Source organism: Desulfovibrio sp. ZJ369 (assembly GCF_011039085.1).
Taxonomy (GTDB): Bacteria; Desulfobacterota; Desulfovibrionia; order Desulfovibrionales; family Desulfovibrionaceae; genus Desulfovibrio.
This window is the reverse complement of record NZ_JAAKEI010000027.1, coordinates 15,649-38,642: the sequence shown is the minus strand read 5'-3', so window position 1 is coordinate 38,642 and position 22,994 is coordinate 15,649. Positions and strand designations below refer to the sequence as shown.

General features: G+C 60.8%; 24 protein-coding genes. 11 read left to right on the top strand and 13 right to left on the bottom strand.

What is annotated here, in order from left to right; genetic code table 11:
• Nucleotides 1-370: 370 nt before the first annotated feature.
• The 6 genes from G7Y51_RS09315 to hisI all read right to left on the bottom strand — a co-directional run bounded on the left by G7Y51_RS09315 (nt 371) and on the right by hisI (nt 5,660).
• The gene (locus tag G7Y51_RS09315) at nt 371-619 is read right to left on the bottom strand and encodes a hypothetical protein (RefSeq protein ID WP_165176817.1); all 249 of its coding nucleotides are present in this window, start codon (nt 617-619) and stop codon (nt 371-373) included.
• 256 nt (nt 620-875) lie between these two features.
• Nucleotides 876-1,607 (bottom strand): hypothetical protein, encoded by a 732-nt coding sequence (locus G7Y51_RS09310; RefSeq protein ID WP_165176813.1) that lies wholly within the window; start codon nt 1,605-1,607, stop codon nt 876-878.
• Between the two features lie 2 nt (nt 1,608-1,609).
• Entirely contained in the window at nt 1,610-2,872 is a 1,263-nt protein-coding gene (locus G7Y51_RS09305) for a sulfite exporter TauE/SafE family protein (RefSeq protein ID WP_165176811.1), read from the bottom strand.
• 328 nt (nt 2,873-3,200) lie between these two features.
• A complete protein-coding gene (locus G7Y51_RS09300) occupies nt 3,201-3,974 on the bottom strand; it encodes a YkgJ family cysteine cluster protein (protein WP_165176815.1) in 774 nt (257 codons plus the stop codon).
• Nucleotides 3,975-4,224: 250 nt separating this feature from the next.
• Nucleotides 4,225-5,118 (bottom strand): ATP phosphoribosyltransferase, encoded by an 894-nt coding sequence (gene hisG, locus G7Y51_RS09295; protein ID WP_165176809.1) that lies wholly within the window; start codon nt 5,116-5,118, stop codon nt 4,225-4,227.
• A gap of 149 nt (nt 5,119-5,267) precedes the next feature.
• The gene (gene hisI / locus G7Y51_RS09290; protein ID WP_165072143.1) at nt 5,268-5,660 is read right to left on the bottom strand and encodes a phosphoribosyl-AMP cyclohydrolase; all 393 of its coding nucleotides are present in this window, start codon (nt 5,658-5,660) and stop codon (nt 5,268-5,270) included.
• 467 nt (nt 5,661-6,127) lie between these two features.
• Between hisI and G7Y51_RS09285 the strand changes: the two genes are divergently transcribed.
• The 10 genes from G7Y51_RS09285 to G7Y51_RS09250 all read left to right on the top strand — a co-directional run bounded on the left by G7Y51_RS09285 (nt 6,128) and on the right by G7Y51_RS09250 (nt 15,542).
• Nucleotides 6,128-7,777, top strand: coding sequence for a DEAD/DEAH box helicase (locus tag G7Y51_RS09285; RefSeq protein ID WP_165176807.1), 1,650 nt, complete (start codon nt 6,128-6,130; stop codon nt 7,775-7,777).
• 11 nt (nt 7,778-7,788) lie between these two features.
• Complete coding sequence (locus tag G7Y51_RS09280; RefSeq protein ID WP_165176805.1) at nt 7,789-8,262, top strand: hypothetical protein; 474 nt, start codon at nt 7,789-7,791, stop codon at nt 8,260-8,262.
• 277 nt (nt 8,263-8,539) lie between these two features.
• Complete coding sequence (locus tag G7Y51_RS09275) at nt 8,540-9,466, top strand: bifunctional riboflavin kinase/FAD synthetase (protein WP_165176803.1); 927 nt, start codon at nt 8,540-8,542, stop codon at nt 9,464-9,466.
• A 215-nt stretch (nt 9,467-9,681) separates the two neighbouring features.
• Nucleotides 9,682-10,170: a cupin domain-containing protein gene (locus tag G7Y51_RS09270; protein WP_165176801.1), complete on the top strand. Its 489-nt coding sequence runs from the start codon at nt 9,682-9,684 to the stop codon at nt 10,168-10,170.
• A gap of 33 nt (nt 10,171-10,203) precedes the next feature.
• Nucleotides 10,204-10,335 carry a hypothetical protein gene (locus G7Y51_RS13895; protein WP_277424689.1) on the top strand — a complete coding sequence of 44 codons (132 nt, stop codon included), beginning with the start codon at nt 10,204-10,206 and terminating at the stop codon, nt 10,333-10,335.
• A 46-nt stretch (nt 10,336-10,381) separates the two neighbouring features.
• The gene (locus G7Y51_RS09265; RefSeq protein ID WP_165176799.1) at nt 10,382-11,347 is read left to right on the top strand and encodes a DUF362 domain-containing protein; all 966 of its coding nucleotides are present in this window, start codon (nt 10,382-10,384) and stop codon (nt 11,345-11,347) included.
• A 114-nt stretch (nt 11,348-11,461) separates the two neighbouring features.
• Nucleotides 11,462-12,091 (top strand): flavodoxin, encoded by a 630-nt coding sequence (locus G7Y51_RS09260; protein WP_165176797.1) that lies wholly within the window; start codon nt 11,462-11,464, stop codon nt 12,089-12,091.
• 323 nt (nt 12,092-12,414) lie between these two features.
• A complete protein-coding gene (locus tag G7Y51_RS09255) occupies nt 12,415-14,037 on the top strand; it encodes an outer membrane homotrimeric porin (protein WP_165176795.1) in 1,623 nt (540 codons plus the stop codon).
• 445 nt (nt 14,038-14,482) lie between these two features.
• Nucleotides 14,483-14,824, top strand: coding sequence for a hypothetical protein (locus G7Y51_RS13575; protein WP_206214301.1), 342 nt, complete (start codon nt 14,483-14,485; stop codon nt 14,822-14,824).
• Nucleotides 14,793-15,542 (top strand): histidinol-phosphatase, encoded by a 750-nt coding sequence (locus G7Y51_RS09250; protein WP_241160194.1) that lies wholly within the window; start codon nt 14,793-14,795, stop codon nt 15,540-15,542. Before G7Y51_RS13575 ends, G7Y51_RS09250 begins: the two co-directional genes overlap by 32 nt.
• A 49-nt stretch (nt 15,543-15,591) precedes the next feature.
• Here the strand turns inward: G7Y51_RS09250 and tsaB are convergent, their stop codons facing one another.
• The 5 genes from tsaB to G7Y51_RS09225 form a co-directional block, all read right to left on the bottom strand.
• A complete protein-coding gene (tsaB, locus tag G7Y51_RS09245; RefSeq protein WP_165176791.1) occupies nt 15,592-16,425 on the bottom strand; it encodes a tRNA (adenosine(37)-N6)-threonylcarbamoyltransferase complex dimerization subunit type 1 TsaB in 834 nt (277 codons plus the stop codon).
• A 2-nt stretch (nt 16,426-16,427) separates the two neighbouring features.
• Nucleotides 16,428-17,585 carry an RIP metalloprotease RseP gene (gene rseP / locus G7Y51_RS09240; protein WP_206214299.1) on the bottom strand — a complete coding sequence of 386 codons (1,158 nt, stop codon included), beginning with the start codon at nt 17,583-17,585 and terminating at the stop codon, nt 16,428-16,430.
• Nucleotides 17,586-17,704: 119 nt separating this feature from the next.
• Nucleotides 17,705-19,063: a 1-deoxy-D-xylulose-5-phosphate reductoisomerase gene (dxr, locus tag G7Y51_RS09235; RefSeq protein WP_165176787.1), complete on the bottom strand. Its 1,359-nt coding sequence runs from the start codon at nt 19,061-19,063 to the stop codon at nt 17,705-17,707.
• Nucleotides 19,064-19,172: 109 nt separating this feature from the next.
• Nucleotides 19,173-19,991: a phosphatidate cytidylyltransferase gene (locus G7Y51_RS09230; protein ID WP_165176785.1), complete on the bottom strand. Its 819-nt coding sequence runs from the start codon at nt 19,989-19,991 to the stop codon at nt 19,173-19,175.
• Nucleotides 19,981-20,715 carry an isoprenyl transferase gene (locus G7Y51_RS09225; RefSeq protein WP_165176783.1) on the bottom strand — a complete coding sequence of 245 codons (735 nt, stop codon included), beginning with the start codon at nt 20,713-20,715 and terminating at the stop codon, nt 19,981-19,983. Before G7Y51_RS09225 ends, G7Y51_RS09230 begins: the two co-directional genes overlap by 11 nt.
• Nucleotides 20,716-20,824: 109 nt before the next feature.
• On the opposite strand from G7Y51_RS09225, the gene G7Y51_RS09220 reads away from it, so the two are divergent.
• Nucleotides 20,825-21,010, top strand: coding sequence for a hypothetical protein (locus tag G7Y51_RS09220; RefSeq protein WP_165176781.1), 186 nt, complete (start codon nt 20,825-20,827; stop codon nt 21,008-21,010).
• Nucleotides 21,011-21,361: 351 nt separating this feature from the next.
• Here the strand turns inward: G7Y51_RS09220 and frr are convergent, their stop codons facing one another.
• Nucleotides 21,362-21,922, bottom strand: a complete 561-nt coding sequence (gene frr, locus G7Y51_RS09215; RefSeq protein WP_165176779.1) for a ribosome recycling factor — start codon at nt 21,920-21,922, stop codon at nt 21,362-21,364.
• 29 nt (nt 21,923-21,951) lie between these two features.
• On the bottom strand, nt 21,952-22,668 hold the full coding sequence (gene pyrH / locus G7Y51_RS09210) for a UMP kinase (protein ID WP_165176776.1): 717 nt from the start codon (nt 22,666-22,668) through the stop codon (nt 21,952-21,954).
• Nucleotides 22,669-22,994: the final 326 nt, after the last annotated feature.

Sequence of the window (22,994 nt, the reverse complement as noted above, 5' to 3'; positions counted from 1 at the left end):
ACTTTCAAGTTCAGTGCGTTCTTCCTGTGTGAGGGTCACCCTATATAAAATTTTTGGCATATCTTCTCCCATTTGAGGAAAAAGATAAGTCCTTTTTTATGCCTTTTCAAGTTTGACGCAACACTAGTGAAAGCTGCGGTAAAAAATGCCGGGCGCAACGCCAAGGCGGCGTCGCGCGAAGACGGAATTTGATACCCTTTTGGACGCGGCGATGTCAAATTTACGGCTGTCTGTCCGGGTATGGCAGGCCAGGCCGGCGAATTTTTTTTCGGCAGGGAAGGCGAGTTCTTTTGCGCCGCGAATGCAGTTCTCGCCTGTGGGAGCAAAAGACGAGCCTGACCACGCCGGGAGAGAAAAGGGCCGGCTTGTGCTACAAGCCGAGCAGGGCGAAGACGCGGCTTTCGCTCAAGCCCCCATGCGCGGCAAGAGCCCCCGCATTGTCCCCGGCGATCATGCTCAGAGTGTCGCCCAGCACGTCCTCCACCTCATCATCCCGCAAAAGCGACGGGGCGCTGATGTGTACCGTGTCCTGCACGGCTGCCGGGGTGGAGCTGGAATCTTCCGTGTCGGGCAGAAGAAAAGAAAAGGGAGCCGAAGGGGTGATGCCGGAAATTTCCATGATGCGATCCTTTATGGCTGTGCGCCGCAAGCGGCGGGTTGGGGTCAAACTTTCCGCCTCGCGGGCGGATGCTCTGGCATATGCAAGTTCAATACCAGAACAGTTGACACAACAGCCGGATGGTTTCCGGGCGGGTGCAAGGCAGCGCGGCGGCTCCACCGCCCTGAACACCGCAAAACTGTTGGGACTCCAAAAAAGCCGCAACGTCGCGAAACGACGTTGCGGCCGAAAAAAGCGTGGACAAGAAAAAGGGATGCTACCCTTCGCTCTTGACCTTGGATTTGGTCATGGCAAGGCCGATGCCTTCAAAGAGTTCGAAAATGGCAAAGCCGTACCAGAGCGTGTACAGCACATAAAAGATCAGCATGCCGCTCATCAGCCAGATATGTTCGGATACTTTGGCCGGGAGCACGCTGTAGAAGTTGTTGCCCGGCTCAATGGCCCGGCGCACAACCTGATCCACCACCTGCGCCTCGCTGATCCGGCGCTCTTTCTGCAATTCCTTGATGGAGGGAGAAAGCAGATACCACCAGGCAGCCGCGACTTTCAGCGCGGGCGCGCCCTCGTATTTTTGCTCAACCGCGGCGGCATTGTTGTGATAAAGAGCGTTCGCGTCGTCTGTGGCCGAGGCCAGGAGCGTGCCCAGGTCGCCTCTGAAGCTGACCTTTCCGTCAGCGGCCACCGCGTCGACGGCTCCGGATTTTTGCAGCACCATAACGGCCAGGGGCGCCAGATCGGCCTTTTTCAGCTTCACGGTGAGCTGCACTTCCTTGCCTTCCACGCTTTTCAGGCTTTCGCGCACTCCGGGAATGAAGTAGGAAGAGCCTTTGGACAACTCATTGAAAACATTGTCCGCGTATTGCAGGCCGGTCAGGTGATTGCCGCTTTCGTCGCGCATGACAGGCATGAGCAGCACGGCAAAAAGCACCAGAAAAGAAAGCAGCAGCAGGCTTCCCCGCGCAAAGGGGGCTTTTTCATGAATAAGCATAATCAGGCCTCCCCTCTGAGTTTGCCCAGGTTGGTAAAGAATTTGCCGAACACCCAGATGCCGAAAAAGGCCACCACCACCCAGAAGACCACATTGCCCACTTCTTCAATGGCGCTCACAAGTCCCGGCGACCAGTTGAGCACCTCCATTTCCACCAGCTTCTTGGGCAGTGTGGCGGCGCGGTTGATGAAACCGGCAATGATCGAGATGGCGTAGAAGCCCCGGATATGCACGCCCTTGACCACTTTGGTGGTCAGCGCGCCGATCTGGATGCCCAGCAGGGAACCCAGCAGCATGCCCACGGCCAGGGTATAGAAGACGTAGCCGTAAATGGCGTATTGACCGATGGCCGCGAAACCGGCGGTAAAGATGATCTGCAAAATGTCCGTGCCCACGGTGGTCATGGAGGACACGCCGAAGATGTAGACAAACATGGGGAAGGTCACAAAGCCGCCGCCCACGCCCATGATGGCCGCCAGCAGGCCCACAACCACGCCGCCCGCGGCCACGATCCAACCGGAAATGCGGCGGCCGCCGGGTACGAGATCCTCATCAAAGGTGATCATGGGAGGCACGCGCATGCTTTGCAGCCTGATGGAGAGCCCGGTCATGCCCGCGCTGCCGCCGTGCGCGTCCTGGCTGGCGGCACTGGAGCCGCGCGTGGCCTTCAAGAAGTCAAACAGGGCGTAAAAACCCAAAAAGCCCAGCAGCACGGCGTAAATGGTGCTGATGAAAAGCTCGGAGAGCAGGGGATCGAAATTATAGAGGCCTTTGTTGATCGCGCCTCCGATGAAGGTGCCGAGAATGGAGCCCGTCAGAAAAGCGATGGCCAGTTTGGCCGAAACATTGCCCAGTTTCTTGTGTACGGTGGTGCCCATGATCGCTTTGGCGAAAATGTGAAACAGATCCGTGCCTACGGCCAGAATGCCCTTGACGCCCACGGCCATCAGGGCCGGAGTGATGATGAAGCCGCCGCCCGCGCCGATACAGCCGGTAATCAGACCGGCGGCCAGGCCCACGGCAATGGAAGCCAGAAAAATGGTGGTGGTGTAGAAGGCCGGAGCATAGGCGCTTTTGCCCCCCAGCATCTCGTGGTATTCATAGGCTTCAGCCAGACAGCCCGCCAGGATGGGCACGGCCAGGGCCAGCAGTATGAGCAGTTTTTTGCGGTTTCTGAGGATCGAGGTGGAAACCTCAAGATCCCATTTGGCATACGCCATGGAACCGCTCAGAAGAAATTCATACACTTGCCTGCCAAAACGCATACGTTCCTCCCGTGTGAGATTGTGGCCGTCACGCGGCCGTGGGATATGGGCGCCGAGAAAAGATGGGCGGGACCGTTGCGCCGATTTTGTGGAAACGCATTTTTTGTATCTGTAACCATTTATATTTATTAGAATAAATAATAAAGATCCCGCTATACGTCAGCCCCCAAGGCACAGATTGGCATATTTTAAGATTTTTGTAAAAGAAATTTCTCACGAGCAAGACAAGCCAGAGAGCCGGAAAAAAACTGCCCTGCGCCTGCCTGGAAACAGGCGCGCGGCCTCGGCGGCGCGGATCGCCGGAGCGAGAATTTTTTTGCCGGTCGCGTCATTTTTTGGCGAGCCCTGGGCACTGGCCGAAAATCACCAGTTCCAGCCAGTCCAGACCGAAGTCCAGGGCCGCAACGTCGCCCGCGAGGCTGTCTTCCATGACGGCGGCCTGGCGCGCGGCGTCCACGTTCACATGTTCAAAAATGCGCATGGTGGCGATCAGCTCGCGGAATTTGTCGATCTGGTACAGACAGAGCACGCTCATGGTCGCCAGGCGTGCCTCCAGGGGTTTGCCCGTGCCCCGAACCAGGGCCATGAGCCGCATGTAGCGATCATTGGCCGCGTTATAGGCCGCAAGCTCCTGGTTTTCAAACCAGGCCGCGGGCGTGCGCTCCGTGCCCTGATCAAAACCGTGGCAGTGCGGCTCGCGCACCACAAAGAAGCGTTCGGCCACGCCGTCCCTCGCCATTTTCGTGCCGCGTCCCAAGGGGTAGCAGCGGCATGCGCCGGGACGATCTTCATAGATCGAGCAGCCCGCCGGGGTCACAAAGGGGCAGGGTTCGCCCGGCCCCTCCAGCATGCGCAGCAGCGGCAGCGGAAAGCCGGTGTCCGGGAAGGATCGCATTGTGGCGAAGCTCCCCAGAAATTCCTCGCTGCCGAGGCCCAGATGGCGGCGCAGGCGCACCACGTCATAGGGCGTGAGCGGCAGGGTCAGCTCGGCACAACATTGATTGAAGCAGGGCACTCCAGGATGACAGTCAAAACAGAACGTCTCGCCCGGTTTGAGTTCGGGAAGCGTATCCAGAAATTCGCGGCTGGCGTCGTCGTGCACGGGGGCTCCTTTGTTGTGCGCCCTGCGGGCGCGGATGGGCGGCGGATGGGCGCCGGATATGCGGCGCAAAGGCAAATGCGCGGGCAAGGCGAACCAGGCCTCCGCGGCAGAAGCCATGCAGGCTGCCCGGAGCGCGGAGCGGGAAAAGCCTGACAGGGCTGCGGGGGAGCGCGGTCAAAAGCGCGGGAAGGCTGTGACATTCCCCGCCGCATACGGCGGGGCATCAGAGCATTTTCAAAGGCAAAACGCTCTAAATCACCTTGTTCAGCGCGTATTCGATGATGCCTTCTGCCCCGGCCTTGCGCAGCCGCGGGATCAGATCGCGCACAATGTCGATCTGGACCACGGTTTCCACGGAAAGCCAGCGCTCGTCGCGCAGGGGGGAAACCGTGGGCGAATTGAGCGAAGGCAGCATTTCCAGGATAACGCTCAGATTGGCGGCCGGGGCGTTCATTTTGATGGCCACAAGATTTTCCGCGCGCAGCGCGCCTTGCAAAAGCAGGTTCAGTTGCTCGATCTTGGCCCGTTTGCGCGGATCCTTCCAGGCTTCCTTATTGGCGATCAGCACGGGATAGGAAAGCATGACCTCATCAATGATTCTGAGGCCGTGCGCCCGGATGGTGGTGCCGGTTTCGGTCACTTCCACAATGCCGTCGGCCAGGCCTTCGACCACCTTGGCCTCGGTGGCGCCCCAGGAATAGAAGACATCCACGTCCACGCCCTTTTGGGCGAAGTAACGCCGGGTCAGACCTTCCAGCTCCGTGGCGATGCGCTTGCCCGCCAGATCCTCGGCGCTCGTGTACGGCGCATCCCCGGCCACGGCCAGAACCCAGCGGCAGGGCCGGTTGGAGGTTTTTGAATAGACCAGATCCGCGATGCGTTCCACCCCGGCCTCGTGCCCCCGCTCAAAAAGCCAGTCCAGGCCGGTGATGCCCACGTCCAGGATCCCGGCCTCAATGTAGCCGCCTATTTCCTGCACGCGGCAGAGGGAGGCTGTGATTTCGGGATCATTGATGTCCGGAAAATAATTGCGGGCATGCTTGCGGATTTTCCAGCCCGCGCGCTCAAAAAGATTGATAGTGGCTTCTTCCAGCGAACCTTTGGGCACGCCCAGCTTGATGATCGATGCACTTTCCGCGCTCATGTGGCCTCCCTTAGAGCAGATTACCTTTGACTTTTTATGAAAGTCAAAGGTGGCATTCAGGCGAAAAACGCGGTTTTCGCCTGAATGTACGCCGCGTTGCGGCGGCTGCCGCTTTCGCGTCAGCAGAGCATTTTCAAAAGGAAAATGCTCTAGCCGCCGTAAACTTTTTGGGGATCAAAGATCTGTGGCGAGCACAGGTTCACGCGCCCGTCCCGCCATTCCCGGTAAAAGCAGGAGCGCCGCCCGCTGTGGCAGGCCGCGCCGCCGATCTGTTCAATGAGCAGAAGCAGGGCGTCGCTGTCGCAATCCAGGCGCAGAGCGCGCACTTTCTGCACATGGCCGGAGGTCGCGCCCTTGTGCCAGAGCTCCTGGCGGCTGCGGCTCCAGTAGTGGGCTTCGCCGGTTTCAAGCGTTTTGCGCCAGGCCGCCTCATTCATGTAGGCCAGCATGAGCACCTCGCCGGTCGTCCAGTCCTGGGCCACGGCCGGGATCAGCCCTTTGCCGAAGTCGGGCGCAAAGTCGGGCGGGGGCAGACAGGGCATGCGCGGATTCTCCTTGCGATCGTGTTTGCACGGGCGCGACGCGTGCGGGGTGTTCCGCTTCCCGCGTCGCGCAACGGGCCTGAATCTATCCGCAATCGCGTGCGGACGCAAGCCGCGCGGCAGCGCGGCAGGGCAATGCTTTCGCAGCGTCGCAGGGCGCAGGGCACAGCGATCCTTGCGAAAAAATATCGATTATGGCATCCTGCTCCATTAGCGGCAGAGCTGTTTCGCGGATGCGCGAGCGCTGCCGCCGCCGAACGGGCTGTCGCTTTGCCGCAGGGACGGAAGCCGGATCAGCCCCAGCCGGGCTTCGGATTCCGGCTCACGGCGCGGTCCGCGCCCGGGCCGCCCATTGCGCAGTGCCGGGAACAAGCCGCATGCCGCTGACACTGCCGCGCAAAAAATGTCTGTTTTTGCGCGGGATATATATTTTATTCTAGTAAGGCATTCTGCCGCCGGGACGCTTCATGTCTGAAAAAAATTCCGATTCCCCTGTTGATGCGCACGTTGCGGCCGCTGCCGCGCCCGGACACGTTTCCGGGGCCGGAGCGGACGAGCAGCCCCTGGCCGGGATTGCCGTCAGCGAGCCCGAAGACGCCCTGCCGCGGGTGCGCCTGGCCGATCTGCCCAAATCCATGCAGGAGGCCTGCGCGCGTTCGGGCTGGCAAAGCCTGATGCCTGTGCAGTCCCTGGCATTGCCCTACCTGCTGGCAGGGCGCGACATCATGGTTCAGTCCCGCACGGGCAGCGGCAAGACCGGCTGTTATCTGCTGCCCATGCTGCCGCGCCTGGACCCCGGCCTCAAAGCGCCGCAGGCCCTGGTGCTCACGCCCACGCGCGAGCTGGCCGTGCAGGTGGAGCGCGAGGCCGCCGTGATTTTCGAGGGCACGGGCATCAGCACCGTGGCCGTCTACGGCGGCGTGGGCTATAAAAAACAGATGGACGCCCTGCGCGACGGGGCCCAGCTCATTGTCGGCACGCCGGGCCGCGTGCTGGATCATCTGCTGCGCCGCACGCTGGATCTCAAGGATTTGCGGGAGCTGGTCTTTGACGAGGCCGATCGCATGCTTTCCATCGGTTTTTACCCGGATATGAAGGAAGTGCAGCGCTACCTGCCCAAACGGCGCATCCATACCTGTCTTTTTTCGGCCACCTATCCGCCGCATGTGCTCAAGCTGGCCGCGGAATTCATGAGCGAGCCCGCCCTGCTTTCCCTGTCGCAAAAAGAAGTGCATGTGGCCGAAGTGCAGCACCTTTTCTGCCAGGTCAAGCCCATGGACAAGGATCGCGCTCTGGTCCGCCTGCTGGAAACCGAAAACCCGGCCTCGGCGATCATTTTTTGCAACACCAAGGCCAATGTGCATTATGTGACCGGCGTGTTGCAGGGCTTCGGCTACAGCGCCGACGAGCTTTCCGCGGATCTCTCGCAGGGCCGGCGCGAGGCCGTGCTGGACAAAATCCGCAAGGGCCGCCTGCAATATCTGGTCGCCACGGACGTGGCCGCGCGCGGCATCGACATCCCCGCGCTCTCGCATGTTTTTCTGTATGAGCCGCCGGAAGATCATGAAAGCTACATCCACCGCGCCGGGCGCACGGGCCGGGCCGGAGCCGCGGGCACTGTCATCTCCCTGGTGGATGTCATGCAGCGCATGGAGCTGGAGCGCATTGCCAGGCACTATAAAATCGGACTCATGGAGCTGCCGCTGCCCACTGACGACGATGTGGCCACGGTGGCCGGCACGCGCCTGACCGCCATCCTGGAGGCGCGCTACCGCGCGCTGACGGGTCTGGAACGTATGCGCGTGGCCCGCTATGCGGGCCTGGCGCGTGAACTGGCCCGGCAGAGCGAGGAAGAGGATGACGGCCTTTTGCTGGCCATGCTGCTGGATGCCGCGCATCAGCAAAGCCTTCAGGAAAACCGCTTCCCTGACAACAGCCCTGTTGCCGCGGGCCGCAAGCAGGCGGAACGTGCCGGCAGCCGCCGCGCCGCCGTGGCGGGCCGGAAGCGTGAGACAGAGGACGATCCTTCGCCGCGTCCGGGCAAACGCCGCCGCCGTTCCCCGCGGCGCCGCGAAAGCGCCGAGGGCCAGGAAGCGGCGGCCAGAGACAAGGATTGAGCGAAAAGCGTATGCAAAATACAGCGGAAGCCTTTGACGCCGAAAGCGCCGCGCAGGAAGTTCTGGAGAATTTCGCGGCTCTGCTGGAGGACGCGGATTTCACTTCCGAACTGGAGCTCATGGGCATCGGCCGTATGCAGTTTCTGCGCCGTCGCCAGATGCTGGTGGAATGGCGGGGGCTGTACATGGCTCTCTGGCGTCTGGCCCTGGGCAGCTCCTTTCCGCAGGATGCGGAGGACATATTCGAGACCTTTCTGCGCAGCTACCAGGCCACGCACCCCGACAAGGTCAGCGCGCGGATTATAGAGCGCGCCAGGGAATACTGGGGCATGCTCCAACCCAAGGGCAACAGCGACTTCAGCGATCTGGCCCGGCATCTCGGCTCCTTTTCCAGCCAGGACGAAAAGCAGGCCCGCAGCCTGACGCTCAGGCTTGTGCTGCATATCCGCAAGGCGTACAAAATTATTTTCGACAGGCTTATTTAGAGCATTTTCTCTTTGAAAATGCTCTGCTGACGCGAAAGCGGCAGCCGCCGCAACGCGGCGTACATTCAGGCGAAAACCGCGTTTTTCGCCTGAATGCCACCTTTGACTTTCATAAAAAGTCAAAGGTAATCTCCTATAGGGTATGTTGCGGCACGCAGAGCGGGCATTTCCAGAATGCGCCTGCGGGCCGGGCGGCATGTGAAAAGGCAGAGCCCCGGGCAGACCCTGCCCAGGCTTGTTTCAGTGTACTTCCCTATTTTCCGGAATCACTACATACATGCAAATTGTAACTTCCGTGGACGCCCTTTCGTCTCTTGCAGGCGCGGGCGTGACTATCGGCAACTTCGACGGCGTGCACAAAGGGCATCAGGCCCTGATTCTCCGTACCCTGGAAGTCTGCCGGGAGCAGGCTCTGGACTGCGTTGTGCTGACCTTCTGGCCGCATCCGCGCCTGGTGCTTTCGCCGGAGCGGGGCCATCTGCCGCTCACAAGCCGGGAGGATCGCCTGGAGCTTCTGGCCGGGATCGGGGTGCGGCATGTGCTGGAACTTCCCTTTACCCGCGAACTGGCGGCGCTCACGCCAGAGGACTTTGTGCGCCGCTTTCTCCTGCCCCTGAAATTGCGGGAGCTGGTAGTGGGCTATGATTTTTCCCTGGGGCGGGATCGCAGCGGGCACGCGGAGGTGCTGCGCGCCCTGGGCGCACGCTGGGGTTTCGGCGTGGAACAGTTGCCGCCGGTCATTGTGGACGATGCTGTGGTCAGCTCCACGCGCCTGCGGGATCTGATCCGTCGGGGCGATGTGTGGCAGGCCGCGCGGCTTCTGGGCCGTTTTTACGGTTTTTCGGGCCCGGTAGTGCACGGCGAGGGACGCGGCAGCGGTTTGGGCTTTCCCACGGCCAATCTCCTGCCGCCGCCGGCACTGCTGCCCGCCGAGGGCGTCTATGCCGCGCGCGTGCGCGTGGGCCGCTGCGACTATCAGGCCGTGATCAATGTGGGCCGCAAGCCCACCTTCGGCGGGCGCGAGCTGTGCATTGAAAGTTTTTTGCTGGACGCCTCGGAAAATCTCTACGGCCAAAATGTGCGCCTTGAATTCGTGGCCCGGCTGCGGGACGAGCAACGCTTTGCATCCGCGCAGGATCTCAGCCGGCAGATCGCGCGCGACGTGGAGGAAACCCGCAGGGTTTTAGCCCAGGCCAAACCGTAATGCCGTGTAATGCTTAGAGCGGTTTAGCTGATTTCATGAGCAAACCGCTCTAAACGCTCTGGCAGGGCGAAGCCATGCCCGCCGCGCCCCCCCGACACTACTCCCCCACATTTTGAGAGAATCAGGCAATAATCAGGCAGAATTGTATCTACTCTTGGGCCTTGTGTCTGTATAGTGTTCGTTACAAAAGAACTTTCAGATAAGGAGAGCCGGATATGCCTCGTTTTGTCCTGTTCTTGTCGTGTTTTTTCCTGCTGCTTGCCGCGGGCAGCGGACAGGCTGCCGCCCAGGATGCCGCCACCGGGCAGACCGTGACCCGCGCGGGCGCGCAGGCCGCCCTTCAGGGCCCGGAGAGCTTCTTCACCGGCGCTGTGCGGGTTCAGCCGCTGTTTCCGGCCAATGACGCGGCGCATTTTTCCGGGGCGTATGTCACATTTGAACCCGGGGCCCGCACCGCGTGGCATACGCACCCTGCGGGGCAACATCTGGTGGTCGTCTCCGGGGTCGGCCTGACCCAGGCAGAGGGCGGCCCGATCACTGAGATCCGCGCGGGCGACGTGATCTGGTGCCCGCCGCAGGTCAGGCACTGGCACGGGGCCTCGCCGCGCACGGCCATGACCCACATGGCCCTGACCGGAACGCGTGACGGGAAAAATGTGGTCTGGATGGAAAAAGTGACGGATCAGGAGTATAACGGCCGCTGAACGCACAGCCGGAGGCCCGGGCGCTGTTTCGCCATGCTCTTTTCCTTTGTCTTAGAGCATTTTTTGATTGAACATATTCATTTTCAATCAAAAACCGCTCTGATAGCGCCATTGCCTGCGGCGGCTGTTGTTGTGCCCGGCAAAGGGATCGCCCTGCCGGGCTGACCCCTGCAATCACCCATGAACGGTTCCCAACAGCCGGGAGGACACGATGAACGGATTTTCACGACGCGGTTTTCTGAAAAGCGGCGCCCTGGCCGCCGGGGCTCTGGCTACAGGCGTGTTTTGGCGGCAAGGCCCGGCGTTGGCCGCGCCACAGGAAAAAGCGCGGGTTTTTTTCAGTCGGGAGATCAGCGCGCAAGCGCTGCAAAAGCTCTATGCGCAGGTCAATCAGGGCATGGGCGGCAAAATCGCCGTCAAACTGCACACCGGCGAGCCGCACGGGCCCAATATCCTGCCGCGCGAGATGGTCAGGGCTTTTCAGGCCACCCTGCCCGGGAGCACCATTGTGGAGTGCAATGTTTTGTATCCCGGTCCGAGACAGAGCACACAAGGTCATCTGGAGACGCTGCGGACCAACGGCTGGACCTTCTGCCCGGTGGACATCATGGATGCGGACGGCGACGTCGATCTGCCGGTGCCCGGCGGCAAATGGCTCAAAAAACTGGCCGTGGGCAAGCATCTGCTGGAATATGACTCCCTGCTGGTGCTCACCCATTTCAAGGGGCACACTATGGGCGGCTTTGGCGGCTCACTGAAAAATATCGCCATTGGCTGCGCTTCGGGCAAGGTCGGCAAAGCCCAGATCCACAGGGAGGGCGATGAACTCTGGTCCGGCGGCCCGCGCTTCATGGAGCGCATGGTGGAGGGCGGCAAGGCCATAACCACCCACTTCGGGCCGCGCATCACCTATATCAATGTGCTCAGAAACATGTCCGTGGATTGCGATTGCGCCGGAACCAGCGCGGCAAAACCAACCGCCCCGGATCTGGGCATCCTGGCCTCCACGGACATCCTTGCCGTGGACAAGGCCTCGGTGGACATGATCTACGCCCTGCCCGAAGCGCAGCGGCGAGACCTTGTGGAACGCATTGAAAGCCGCAGCGGCCTGCGCCAGCTTTCTTACATGAAGGAGCAGGGCATGGGCAATGATGCCTATGAGCTGATCACGCTCTGATCCGCCCGGAATCGCAGACGCCCGGCCTTGCGCGGCCTGGTAGCGCCAGGCCGGGTTCCCCAATGTGAACCGCGCCTGCGCGCAAACATGGAATAGCAGCAAGCGAGGAAAGATATGCGCACCAGGAGTGCAAAGGACACGGGGCTGAACCGGCCCCGCAGGAATCTGCTTAAAGCCGCGGCTGCCGGGATGTTCGCCGGCATGGCGGCCCCGCTGTTGCAGCCCCTGCATCTGGCCCATGCGGCGGAGGGATCGCTCCACGGCAAAAAAGTCCTGATTGTTTTTTACTCACATTCCGGCAACACCCGCGCCCTTGCCCGGCAGCTTCAGACCCTGACCAAGGGCGAGCTTGTGGAACTGGAAACAGTGCAGCCCTATCCCGAAGAATACCGGGCTCTCACGGAACAGGCCAAGCGGGAGCTTGCGTCGGGCTTCAAACCGCCGCTGAAAACAAAGATCAACAATCTTCAGGCTTATGATGTGATTTTCGTGGGTTCGCCCAACTGGTGGGGCACTGTGGCCGCGCCGGTCAGGACGTTTTTATCGGAGTACGACCTATCGGGCAAAACCGTTGCGCCGTTTATCACCCATGAAGGAAGCGCCCTGGGCAGAAGCATGGCGGACATCAGAACACTTTGCCCCCAGTCCACGGTAGTGGAGGGGCTGGCGGTCAGAGGCAGCCGGGCCGCTTCAGCTTGGGAAGAAACGGCCGCCTGGCTGCGCAAAATCGGCATGAAAGAATAAGGGGCGCAGGGGCGTCGCGCGTTGCCCCGGAACTGCGCAGACCAGGGTCAGCCCTCATTAGAGCGTGTTAGCACTATCCTGCGCATTCTCAACTATTTCAAAGAGTTCAACGAAGATTCTTCCCCGGCAGAATTACGAGGCAGTGTTCCGAAAAAACAAGGCTTTTTCTGATAGGTGTGAACACGCCCTGGAGCGTTTTGCTAATGAAATGAGCTGAACGCTCTGGCAGGGCGAAGCCATGGCCCGCCGCGCAGGCGCAGGCGTGAAGACAGTCATGTTAGCACACGATGTCACATGAGGTAACCACTTCAGGAGGAATCAGCATGAAAAAACTAACGTGTCTTCTACTGGCTGCAGGGCTACTCTTTGGTGCAGTGACTGAAGCAACCGCCGTGGATTTCAAGGCCAAGGGCGAATGGATCATAATGTTCGATTATGGTCAAAATGGCGCCCTTAGCGGAGGTAATGGCAATACGGGCTTCAACAACCTGCGCAACCTCAAGCATAACAGTTACGGGCAGGACGAATTTGAAGCAACTCAACGTCTCCGTCTGCAGTTAGATGCAATTGCCTCTGAAAACCTGTCTGGTACTGTCTTTTTTGAAATTGGACAGCAGCGGTGGGGCAAAGCCGACGAAGGCGGTGCTCTCGGCGCCGATGGCACAATGGTCAAACTCAAGAATGCGTATCTTGATTGGATAGTACCTAGTACTGATCTCAAGATACGCATGGGCATCTCCAATATGAGCTTGCCGAGCTATACGATGCATGTCAGCCAAATTTTCGCTGCTGACTCCGCTGGTGTAACGGCCACCTGGGCAGCAAACGAAAATATCAGCGTTACTGCATTCTGGGCTCGCTTGCTCAATGACAATCTCGATGCAGATAATGCTGCGCTATTATACAATGGCAAAAAAAAGGCTGATTATCTCGATAATATAGATCTCTTTGCACTGTCTGTTCCCATGACTTTTGATGGCATCAAGATAACACCGTTCTTCGCTTATTCAATGCTTGGTCCAAACGCCATCAGAATGTACCAAAGAGAAGAAAACGGCAGATACTTTAATGTTGTTCATACAATCTATCCCAACGACCACAGGAATTTCCCGAAAGACGACTCCAAGGATATCCTAACGGGCATGTTCCCGATTGGTGGAGCTCGTCATGAGAACGGGACCCGTGCAGGTGAATGGTTGCGCGGTTATGGAAATGCGTGGTGGGCTGGCTTTGCAAGCGATTTCACACTGTGGGATCCTTGGCATATAGCTGTCGACTTCAACTATGGCTCCGTGACATGGGATAACCGCAGACTTAATCGCTCAGGTTGGGTGGCGAGCGGTCTTGTAGAATACAAACTTGACTGGGGTGTTCCCGGTATCTACGGATGGTATGCTTCGGGTGACGATGGGGACGCATCCAATGGTTCAGAACGTATGCCTTACCTTGCAAACTCCGACCATGACAATGACTTTGCAAGCTATGCGTTTGCGAAGGATATGAGTCGTGCATCCGGACAGATCGGACAAGGGGTGACTGGAACTTGGGGCTTGGGTCTGCGCCTGAAGGATGTTAGCTTCTTGGAAGACCTTAAGCATACCCTTCGTTTGGTTTATATAGGTGGCACAAACTCTCCCAAAATGGGTAGAAAAGTGCGTAACTTCTATGGAATGAGGGCAGATGGCTCCCCTTCAGCCCCCCAGAATCGTTCCCACTTCTGGGTTGGCATGGACGGCGAATATCTGACGACTCTCGACAGCGCCATGGAAGCCAGTTTGAGCACGACATACAAAATCTATGACAACTTAACAGTCAGCTTTGATGCGGCTTATGTGCCTCTCTGGCTCGACAGTTCCGTTTGGAAAAATGTCCAGCGTAACGGGACAAACGGCTGTGATGTCAGAGACATGTGGAATCTGAACGTCGCGTTCATTTACTCTTTTTAGAGCGTTTTGCTAATAAAATTAGCTAAACGCTCTGTAGAGCATATTGCTTTTGAAATTGAATAGTTTCAAAAGCAATATGCTCTAATGAGGGCTGACCCTGGCTGCACAGGATCGCGGATTGGGTCGAAACAGGAGTATCCGCGCAACTCGACGTTTGCAGCGCAGGCGGCTTCAGGGCGCGCGCTCCGGATGCGTTTTTTTGCCGTTTCTGCCTTGACATACGCCGAAATTTCAAAAAAGCTGTGCCCTGCGCCGGACGCGGCCATTGCAGACGCACAAGCCGGAGCGCAAAAATAGAGCGGTTTGCTAATGAAATTAGCTAAACCGCTCTGGCGACAGCGTTAGCTGGCGCCCGCGCCGAATGAGCGTCCAGACCGCGTTGCGGTAGCCGTTAGCAAGCTTTGCTTGCTTGCGCCAGCCGTTGGCGAGTCTGCGAGCCTTACGGATGGCGACAGCGGTTTCGTTGCATGTTTTTTGTGGTAACTCATTGCTGTCTCCATCCGTAGCTTCCTTCGTCGCAACGGCTGAAGCCTGGACGCGAAATGATGGCAGCGAAGTGATTGAAAATGAATATTTTCAATCAAAAAATGCTCTAGAAGGCATGTTGCAAGCAGAGGCTCTTTTCCGCGCGGGCATATGCCGCGCCAAAGAAATGGCTTTGCGGCGGCAAGCTGAAAACGCCCGGGCCTGCTATGATACTGGCGGATTTGCACAATCACACGCGTATTTCCCACGGGGAGGCCTCGGCGGCGCAAATGTACGCGGCCGCCTGCCGCACTCCCCTTGAGTATTATGGCTTTTCCGAACATTCGCCCCTGCCGCCGGGTTTCGCCTGCCCGCTCTACCGCGGGGATCTGGCGGCGGATTTTCCGGACTATGTGCGGGAGGTGCTGGCGCTCAAGGAGGCGGCTACGGGCCCGAAGGTGCTGCTGGGCGCGGAGTTGGACTGGATACCCTCCAACCCTGGCTGGATGCGGGACTTTGTGGCCGCCTATCCCTTTGATTATCTGATCGGCGGCCTGCATTTTCTGGACAGGCTGGCCGTGGGCTCGCCCAAAAACTGGGATTGCGCCGAGGAAGAGAAGACCCGGCGGTACGCGGCGTATTACAGGGAGATGGCCCGCATGGCCGCCAGCGGCCTGGTGGACGTGGTGGCTCACCCGGACTTCATCAAGGTGCGCTCCTATGAGAGCTTTCAGGCCTGGCTTGACCTGCCGGAAAGCCGGGAACTGATCCGCAAGACGCTGGCGGTCATGAAAAAGGCGGGCGTGGCCCTGGAAATTTCCTCGGCGGGCTTGCGCAAGGACTTTGAGGAGCCGTATCCGGCGCCGGCGATCATGGCGCTGGCCGCCGAGCTGGGCGTGCCCGTGGCTTTTGGCTCGGACGCGCATACCACTGCGGATACGGTTTCGGGATTTGACAGACTGGCCGAGTACGCCCGCTCGTTCGGCTATGCGCAAAGCCTGTTTTTTCTGGCGCGCAAGCCGTATTTTCTGGACTTCTAGAGCGGTTTGCTGTTGAAAACGGCAACCGCTCTAGCTACTTTCATGAGCTCTAGATTTCGCTCTGAGGGGCGCGCTTGAGCAGATCGTCCAGCGTTGCCGCGGCATTGTCGCTGTCCAGACCTTGTCGCTCGGCCAAGCGAGGCAGGTTTTCCACCGCGTCGCAAGGCCGCACATAGAGCGGCTCCAGATCTTCGGGAAAATAGTCGCCGTGCCGCGCCAGCAGGCAGAGCGCGGCCACGCTCGGGCTGATCAGTCCGGACATGGGGCGGATCGTTTGTGCCGCGTCCGTGCGCCAGTCCGGGCCCCAGTGCGCGAAAACAGCCGCATTGCGCGTCAGGCCGCTGCCGCAGACGTGGACGGGCAGCTCGTCACATTCCCTGGCCTGGGCCGTGATGCGTTGCAGGGCTGCGGCGGGCGGGCAGAGCTCCACGGCTTGCAGGGGCTGGGCCGGAATCTGCGGCCCATAGGCGACAAAGGGCTGGCAATGCACCAGATTGCGCCGGGCATGGGTCAGCACCCAGAGTCGCGCGTTGTAGAGCAGTTGCCGCTCCAGCACCGCGCTGGTGGCCAGGGCCTGCATGTAATCCAGACCGGCCAGCCGGGCGCGGCCTGTGCGGCGCAGGGCCGCGGCCGTGGCCAGCACCAGGCGGATGCCGGTAAAGGAACCGGGCCCGCGCACGCAGGCAATACGGCGAAAATCCCTGAGACGCAGATCCAGGGCCGTGCAGATTTCCCGCAAGGCAGGGGCCAGAATCTCCGTGGCCCGCTCGGCCCTGCGCCACTCCTGGGCGCAGAGCACGGCCTCGTCGTCCGTAACCACGATTTGCAGCACGCCCTCGGCGGCGTTGAGGATCAGCTCAAGGCCGGTGGACCGGATGCTCATGCTCACGCTCCGAGCCAGCCGGCCTTTTTGACCAGCCGCCAGATGTCGTTATATGTGGCCAGCAGCATGAGGCAGATCAGCAGGGCAAGGCCCACGCGCATGGCGTATTCCTGCACCCTGGCGTTGAGCGGCCGCCGGAAGAGGATTTCCCAGAGGCAGAAGACTATCTGCCCGCCGTCCAGAATGGGAATGGGCAGGAGGTTCAGAATACCGAGGTTGACGCTGATCAGAGCCGTGAGGGCCAGCAGCCCGGCCAGGCCTTTATGGGCCTGATCGCTGACGAGCTGCACGATCATGATCGGGCCGCCAACCTGATCGATGGGCACGATCCGCTGGGCCAGCTTGACAAAACTCTGCCAGGTCAGGGAGACCATCTCCCAGGTTTGTCTTGCCCCGGCCGAGGCCGAGGCCCAGAAACCGTGGCGCTCGTTGCTGACATGCGCGGCGGCCCGCACGCCCATCAGCCAGGCCGTTTCCTCCTCGCCGAAAATGGTCTTGCGCACCGCGCGCTCCGGCGTCACAGTCAGGGTCAGCCGCTGCGGTTCGGCAGTCCAGCCCTGACCGCGCTCGCCGTTTGCATCAGGCCCGGTCGGCACGGTGGCCCCCCTGCCCGCGCGCTCCACTTCCACCCGCATGGGCTTGCCGCCGTTTCGGGCCACCGTTTCGGACATGGCCTCCCAGCTCGGCACCGGCGTGCCGTTGATGCTCAGGATGCGATCCCCGGCCTGGATGCCCGCCACGGCCGCCGGGCTGTTTTCATTCACTGCGCCCACATCCGGCAGCAGCACGGGCGTGCCCCAGCCGAAGGCCAGAACCCAGCACAGCAGCCAGGCCAGCAGGATATTGGCGGCGGGCCCGGCTGCCACCACCATCAGACGTTGCCATGCCGGGCGCAGGGCAAAGCTCTCCTCTTTGCTGAAGCCCGCGGGCAAGTCTTCCTGATTGCTTTCGCCCACCAGGGCCACATAGCCGCCCAGGGGGATCAGGGAGAGGGCATATTCGGTCTTGCCCGCCTTGTACTTGAGAAGTTTGGGGCCGAACCCCAGGGAAAAAACGGAAACGCCCATGCCCAGGCTGCGGGCCATGAGAAAGTGGCCCAGCTCATGAAAAAAAATCAGGCCGCCCAGAACAAGGACAACGGCGATACTGGTCGTCAGCAAGCTGTTTCTCCAATGGTTCAGCCAAGCCGCAAACGGCTTTGGCGTGAGTGACGGTAGATCTGCAATCGTGTTGCAAGCGGTCATTCCCGCAGGCAAAACGCGGCTTTGCAGCAGGTGGCTTAATGAGGGCTGACCCTGGCCTCGGCAGCCACGTCTGCCTGCGCCAGTTCGTGGACCACTTGCCGGGTATGGCGATCAAGCGCTTCAATACGCTCCATCAACATACGCACTTCCTGCTCAAGGGCAAGAGAGCCGCAGGCCGGGTCAGGCGGGGCCGCAACGCTGCGCAGGGGCGGGCAGAAAGGCTGGTGCCCGGGCAGCGTCGCGGCGTGCGCGCTCATGGCCGCGTCGATCAGCCGGGGAATGTCCAGAAAACCGCAGCGTCCGGCCAGAAAGAGCTCAACCGCCGCCTCATTGGCCGCATTCAGGACCACGCTGAGCCCCCCGCGTTCGGCCAGAGCGCGGCGCGCCAGGGAAATGCAGGGAAAGGATTTCGTATCCGGCTCATAAAAAGAAAGCGGCCCTGCCGTCACCAGATTGAGCGGCGCAACGCCCACGGGCGCGCAGCGTGGCCAAAGCAGGCAATGGGCAATGGCCAGGCGCATGTCCGCCGTGCCCATCTGCGCAAGCTGCGAGCCGTCCGCCAGTTCCACCAGCGAATGAACCACGGATTGCGGATGCACCAGCACGCGGATGCGCCCGGCCGGGACGCCGTAGAGGTGAAAAGCCTCCAGCACTTCGAGGCCTTTGTTCATCATGCTCGCGGAGTCAATGCTGATTTTCGCGCCCATGCGCCAATTGGGATGCTTCAGGGCCTGTTCGGGGGTAACATGGCGCAGCTCCTCACGGCTCTTGCCGCGAAAAGGACCGCCCGAAGCCGTGAGGATCAGGCTTTTGATTTCCTGGCCGCGCCCGGCCAGGCATTGAAAAAGCGCATTGTGTTCCGAATCCACGGGCAGCACGGCCGCGCCGGTGCGGGCGCAGATCTCGCGCACCAGCCCTCCGGCCAGCACCAGGGACTCCTTGTTGGCCAGACAGATGACCTTGCCCGCCAGAGCCGCGGCCAGCGTGCCCGCCAGCCCGGCCGCGCCCACCTGGGCCGAAAGCACGGTGGCGGCCTGGGGCAGCGCGGCAAGCCGGGCATAGCCCTCGCGTCCGATCAGGATCCGCGGGCTGTAGCCTGCGGGAAGCAGCTCTTTGAGCCGCGCGGCCGCGGCCTCGTCGAGCACGGCCAGAAACGGCGGCTGCCAGCGCACGGCCTGCCGGGCCAGACGCTCCACATTGCGGGCGCAGGAAAGACCCAGCACGCGGAAGTCCTCCTTCCGGGCTTCCAGCACGGCAAGCGCGTTTTGCCCGATGGAACCCGTGGAACCCAGGATAGCCAGCCCGCGGGGCCATGTTTGCCGCCAGTCTTCGGGCGGAGGCCCGGAGATGTAATCAATCGCCGGACCGCCCTGGCCCGGCCAGAGTTCTGCCATCAGAGTGCCTGCACGCTTTGTTTCCATCAAGGAGTATTTTCAAGGCCCGGAGCGTCTTGCGCCTGCCACGCGGCCAAGGGGCGCAAGAGGCGTTTTCCGGGCGTCTGCCTCAGAAAAAAAAGAACCATTGATCCACAACCGCCACCATGGGCATGGCGAATAACAAGCTGTCGGCGCGGTCCAGCATGCCGCCGTGACCCGGCAGGATGGAGCCGGAATCCTTGATCCGCACGGATCGCTTGAGCGCTGACTCGAAAAGATCGCCCAACTGGGCAAAGGCGTTGACCGCCACGCCCAGCAGCGCAAAGGCAAACCAGCTTGCCTTGCCGTACATGCCGCCGTATACGGCGCAGAAAATCACGCAGGCCACCAGACTGCCCACCGCGCCCTCGGAACTTTTGTTGGGGCTTACGCGCGGCCAGAGCTTGTGGTGGCCGAAGCGGGTGCCCACAAAATAGGCGGCCGTGTCGGAGATGGCCACGGCGGCCAGCACGAAGATCAGCTTGAGCGTGGAAAGGTAGGTGGCAGGCAACAGCAGCAGCGGCACATACGCCATCCCGGCCATGAAAATGCCGCTGGCGGCAAAGGCGTCTTCTTCCTCAATGACATCCCAGCGGAATAAAAAGCTCATGGCTGCCAGCACAAACGCCGCGCCCAGGCAGACCAGGGCGTCCTGCGGCCGATGCATCCAGGTCAGGCAGAGCATGCCCCAGCCCAGGGCAATGGCGCAGATCCGGCTGGGTATGCGGCCCGTGGGGCCCCAGAACAGGGAATAAAACTCCCAGAGGCCCAGGGCCGCCACCAGCAGAATGACAAAAAGCAGCGGCCAGCCCCGCAGCCAAAGCGCCGTCAGAAGCACGGCGGCCAGTGCCAGACCGGTAATGATGCGGCGGATGTCGATACTGCGCATCTCTGAGTCAAGAGACATTGATTTGCTCCTGTGTTTTGCCGAAACGGCGCGAGCGCGCGGCATAGGCTGCCAGGGCCTCGTGCAGTTGCGCGACGCCGAAGTCGGGCCAGAGCGTGGGCGTGAAATAGAGTTCGCTGTAGGCGCACTGGTACAGCAGGTAATTGCTGAGGCGCTGTTCGCCGCTGGTGCGGATCAAAAGGTCCGGGTCGGGCTGATCCCGGGTGTAAAGGCGCGCGGCAAGGCTCTTTTCGGTGACCATTTCCGGGCTTGCCCCTTCGCGCAGAAAGCTTTGCACGGCGCGCACAAGCTCGGCCCGTCCGCCGTAATTAAGAGCCAGGTTGAGGATCATCTCCCGGCCGTGGGCCGTGCGGCTCATGGCATGACGCAGGGCCGTGCGCTGGGGCAGAGGCAGGCCGTCCAGGTCGCCCAGGACCTTGAGGGCAATGCCCTTTTCTTCCATGAGCGGGACTTCCTGCCGCAGAAATTCCAGCAAAAGGCTGAACAGCGCGCTGATCTCGGCCTTGGGCCGGTTCCAGTTCTCGCTGGAAAAAGCGTAGAGGGTAAGGTGGCGAATGCCCAGACTGCGGCATTCGGTGACCACAATACGCACGGCCTCGGCTCCCGCCCGGTGCCCGGCCGAACGCGGCAGGCCGCGCGCCTGGGCCCAGCGGCCGTTGCCGTCCATGATCACGGCGATGTGCGCGGGCAGATTTTCGGGAAGAGTCTGGTTTTCTTGAATCATGAAAAACGCCTCTACGAGAGCATTTTTTGATTGAAACTATTCATTTTCAATCACTTCGCCGCCATCATTTCGCGTCCAGGCTCCAGCCGTTGCGACGAAGGAAGCACGGATGAAGACAGCAACTGCTTACTGCGGCAGCCAGCCAACGCTGTCGCCAGAGCGTTTAGCTCATTTCATGAGCAAAACGCTCGAATGCGAGGAAAGCGAGAAGGCCGGAACAGTCCGGCAACAGAAAACATTTTTCCGCGGGTTCGATCACAGGCTGTTGCAGGCGCGAGCGCGCACACGCGTCTGACGCCTTGCGGCAACATCAGGCGCTGGCCGGCAAGATCGGGCGTTTCATGCGCCTGGCCGAAGGGTCGCAGCAGAATGAAGCAACCGGCGGGCAAATCCTTACGCGCGGGTCTCGCTGCTTCGCTCCCTGCCCGCGCGTGCGGGCAGGCCAGCCCCCCCGTTCGGCCCTTCGTCGTCCATGAGGCAGCCTCTGCATGGGCCCTTCGCTCGTTTGGGCCCGCTCACGGCGGTTCCGCCGCCGCGCGGACTGCCGTGCGGCGGCGAGTACCGTGAACGTTACATGCTCATGGTACTGGAGCGTTGAGCTGATTTCATTGGCAAAACGCTCTGGAAGCCATGTATGCAATGACTTCTAGATATCCATGATTTCCTTTTCTTTGGCCGCGCATTTTTTGTCCACCTCGGCCACAAATTTGTCGGTAAGCTTCTGAACGTCGTCCACGGCCTTTTTCAGCTCGTCCTCAGTGATTGCCTTGTCCTTTTCCTGTTTTTTCAGGCTGTCGTTGGCGTCCCGGCGCACGTTGCGCACTGCCACCTTGGCTTCTTCGCTGTATTTGCGGGCCACTTTGCCGAGCTCTTTGCGGCGTTCCTCGGTAAGCGGGGGGATCACAATGCGGATGATCCTGCCGTCATTGACCGGGGTGAGCCCCAGATCGGACTTCAGAATGGCCTTTTCCACCACGGCTATGCCCCCTTTGTCCCAGGGCTGGATGGTCAGGGTGCGGCTGTCGGGCACGGCCACCGAGGCCATCTGGCCGATGGGCGTCGGCGTGCCGTAATAGTCGGCCTTGATGCCTTCCACCAGGGCGGTGGAGGCCCGGCCGGTGCGCAGTTTGGCGAAATCGCGGTCCAGGGCTGCCAGGGCCTTTTCCATGCGTTCTTCGGCGTCCAGAAGAATGCTGTCTGTATCCATTCTCTTACTCCTTGGCTGGGGCTGGGGCTTCAGCAGTCGCGCACGATGGTGCCCACGGGTTCCCCTTGCACGGCCCGGCGGATATCCCCGCCGAACATGCGGCAGACGATGATCGGCACCTTATTGTCGCGCACCAGGGCAAAAGCCGTGGCGTCCATGACGCCCAGATGCCGGCTCAGCGTTTCATCGTAGCTGATGCAGTCGAACTTGACGGCGTCGCCGTGTTTGGCGGGATCCTTGTCGTAAATGCCGTCCACCTTGGTGGCCTTGATGATGGCGTCGCATTTCAGCTCCATGCCGCGCAGGGCCGCCGTGGTGTCCGTGGTGAAATAGGGGTTGCCCGTGCCCGCGGCGCAGATCACCACCCGGCCTTTTTCAAGATGGCGCAGGGCGCGGCGGCGCACAAAGGGTTCGCAGACTTCCTGCATGGTGATGGCCGAGAGCACCCGCGTGGGATAGCCCTGTTTTTCCAGCATGTCCTGCACGGCCAGGGCGTTGAGCACCGTGGCCAGCATGCCCATATAGTCGGCCGAGGAGCGTTCCATGCCCTTGGCCGAGCCGGAGAGGCCGCGAAAGATGTTGCCTCCGCCGATGACCAGGGCCATTTGCACGCCCATGTCAAGCACCGTGCCGATTTCGTTGCAGATGGCGGCTACGGTTTCGGGGTCAATGCCGTTTTTCTGCTCCCCGGCCAGGGCTTCGCCGCTCAGCTTGAGCAGAATGCGCTTGTATTTGAGTGTGGGCATGGGTTCCGCCTTGGTAAAAGCCGCTGATTGAATCCCCTTCGCCGCAGTGAACTGCCTTGCGGGCAAAAACGTGATGGCGGCCGCCGACCGGCGGCGTGCCCGCTTGGCCGCAACGCCTGAGTCATAGCAGAAAACGCGCCCAGCTCAAAGCTTTTTTGCGGGCCGGAGAGCGGCCCGCAGACGCGGGCGGCTTTTTGTCCCTGAAACGGGCATGGCAGAGAGCGGCGCGCGGCGTTTCCAGCAACAGGGACGCGCTTGCGGAAAAGGACGGACAACGCGACTGGGGGAAAACGGCCTGCGGCTCTTATTCCACAGCTTAGAGTATT

Excerpts from the sequence above, each read along its gene's own strand:
- G7Y51_RS09310 (WP_165176813.1), bottom strand. The coding sequence starts at position 1,607 with ATGCTTATTCATGAAAAAGCCCCCTTTGCGCGGGGAAGCCTGCTGCTG.
- hisI (WP_165072143.1), bottom strand. The coding sequence starts at position 5,660 with ATGCCCTGTCTGCCCCCGCCCGACTTTGCGCCCGACTTCGGCAAAGGG.
- G7Y51_RS13895 (WP_277424689.1), top strand. The coding sequence starts at position 10,204 with ATGCTCTTTTCCTTTGTCTTAGAGCATTTTTTGATTGAACATATTCAT.
- dxr (WP_165176787.1), bottom strand. The coding sequence starts at position 19,063 with ATGGCAGAACTCTGGCCGGGCCAGGGCGGTCCGGCGATTGATTACATC.
- G7Y51_RS09260 (WP_165176797.1), top strand. The coding sequence starts at position 11,462 with ATGCGCACCAGGAGTGCAAAGGACACGGGGCTGAACCGGCCCCGCAGG.
- G7Y51_RS09315 (WP_165176817.1), bottom strand. The coding sequence starts at position 619 with ATGGAAATTTCCGGCATCACCCCTTCGGCTCCCTTTTCTTTTCTTCTG.
- G7Y51_RS09275 (WP_165176803.1), top strand. The coding sequence starts at position 8,540 with ATGCAAATTGTAACTTCCGTGGACGCCCTTTCGTCTCTTGCAGGCGCG.
- G7Y51_RS09285 (WP_165176807.1), top strand. The coding sequence starts at position 6,128 with ATGTCTGAAAAAAATTCCGATTCCCCTGTTGATGCGCACGTTGCGGCC.
- pyrH (WP_165176776.1), bottom strand. The coding sequence starts at position 22,668 with ATGCCCACACTCAAATACAAGCGCATTCTGCTCAAGCTGAGCGGCGAA.
- G7Y51_RS09230 (WP_165176785.1), bottom strand. The coding sequence starts at position 19,991 with ATGTCTCTTGACTCAGAGATGCGCAGTATCGACATCCGCCGCATCATT.
- G7Y51_RS13575 (WP_206214301.1), top strand. The coding sequence starts at position 14,483 with ATGGCGACAGCGGTTTCGTTGCATGTTTTTTGTGGTAACTCATTGCTG.
- G7Y51_RS09255 (WP_165176795.1), top strand. The coding sequence starts at position 12,415 with ATGAAAAAACTAACGTGTCTTCTACTGGCTGCAGGGCTACTCTTTGGT.
- G7Y51_RS09280 (WP_165176805.1), top strand. The coding sequence starts at position 7,789 with ATGCAAAATACAGCGGAAGCCTTTGACGCCGAAAGCGCCGCGCAGGAA.
- G7Y51_RS09220 (WP_165176781.1), top strand. The coding sequence starts at position 20,825 with ATGAAGACAGCAACTGCTTACTGCGGCAGCCAGCCAACGCTGTCGCCA.
- tsaB (WP_165176791.1), bottom strand. The coding sequence starts at position 16,425 with ATGAGCATCCGGTCCACCGGCCTTGAGCTGATCCTCAACGCCGCCGAG.
- G7Y51_RS09265 (WP_165176799.1), top strand. The coding sequence starts at position 10,382 with ATGAACGGATTTTCACGACGCGGTTTTCTGAAAAGCGGCGCCCTGGCC.
- G7Y51_RS09270 (WP_165176801.1), top strand. The coding sequence starts at position 9,682 with ATGCCTCGTTTTGTCCTGTTCTTGTCGTGTTTTTTCCTGCTGCTTGCC.
- frr (WP_165176779.1), bottom strand. The coding sequence starts at position 21,922 with ATGGATACAGACAGCATTCTTCTGGACGCCGAAGAACGCATGGAAAAG.
- G7Y51_RS09250 (WP_241160194.1), top strand. The coding sequence starts at position 14,793 with ATGTACGCGGCCGCCTGCCGCACTCCCCTTGAGTATTATGGCTTTTCC.
- G7Y51_RS09225 (WP_165176783.1), bottom strand. The coding sequence starts at position 20,715 with ATGATTCAAGAAAACCAGACTCTTCCCGAAAATCTGCCCGCGCACATC.
- hisG (WP_165176809.1), bottom strand. The coding sequence starts at position 5,118 with ATGAGCGCGGAAAGTGCATCGATCATCAAGCTGGGCGTGCCCAAAGGT.
- G7Y51_RS09305 (WP_165176811.1), bottom strand. The coding sequence starts at position 2,872 with ATGCGTTTTGGCAGGCAAGTGTATGAATTTCTTCTGAGCGGTTCCATG.